At 71.4% G+C, this 697-nt stretch carries 1 protein-coding gene and 1 pseudogene; both read right to left on the reverse strand.

What is annotated here, in order from left to right:
• Positions 1–421, reverse strand: a 421-nt coding sequence (locus tag TW83_RS17315) for a 2-C-methyl-D-erythritol 4-phosphate cytidylyltransferase (protein ID WP_045984033.1), incomplete at its 3' end; no start/stop codon positions are given.
• Positions 418–697: pseudogene (locus tag TW83_RS21360) on the reverse strand (phosphoribosylformylglycinamidine synthase II); the annotation flags it as partial. The gene TW83_RS17315 and the pseudogene TW83_RS21360, both read right to left, overlap by 4 nt.

Genomic DNA, 697 nt, shown 5'->3' on the forward strand with positions numbered 1-697 from the left:
CCCCCCGCCACAGCGCGTCCGACACGGGCAACGCGGGTGCGGCGGCGTCCGCACCCTCTTGCAGCGCCCGGATCACGTCGTCGATGACCGATGGTGCGACCAGCGGGCGTGCCCCGTCATGGATCAGGACATGGCTGGCCTGGCCCTGCAGGGCGGTCAGGCCGGCGCGGACGCTGGCGGCACGGGTCTCGGCGCCCGCGACGATGGTGATGCCGCCGGCATAGCGGGCGATGGCCTGCCCCATGTCATCTGGGTGAACGACTAGAACGATCCGTTCAAATCCTGCAAAGGCCGTCAGGGTCCGGTCCAGGACAGGACGCCCGGCAAGATCGCGCCACTGCTTGGGCAGGCCGTTCCCGGCCCGCGTGCCCCGTCCCGCCGCCGTGATCAGCGCGGCAAAGCCCGAAGGCGCGCGGATCATGCGTGATCGGGCATGTCGCCCTGGATCGCAGCCGCAAAGGCCGTCCGATACAGGCTCGACAGTTCGGCCAGCGGCGCACTGTCGTCGCCCAAGGTCACGCTGTCGCCGCCAAAGCGGCCAACGGTGGCGATGGGGACGCCTGCGGCCTGGGCCGCGGCGGTCAAGGCTTCTGCAGCGTCGGGGCGGCAGGCGACCAGATAGCGGGCCTGATCCTCGCCGAACAGGTGGGCGATGTCACCGCTGTCCAGCGTGACACCCAGGCCCGCGGCCTCGGCC

It is taken from the genome of Paracoccus sp. S4493 (genome assembly GCF_000967735.1).
Lineage (GTDB): Bacteria > Pseudomonadota > Alphaproteobacteria > Rhodobacterales > Rhodobacteraceae > Paracoccus > Paracoccus marcusii.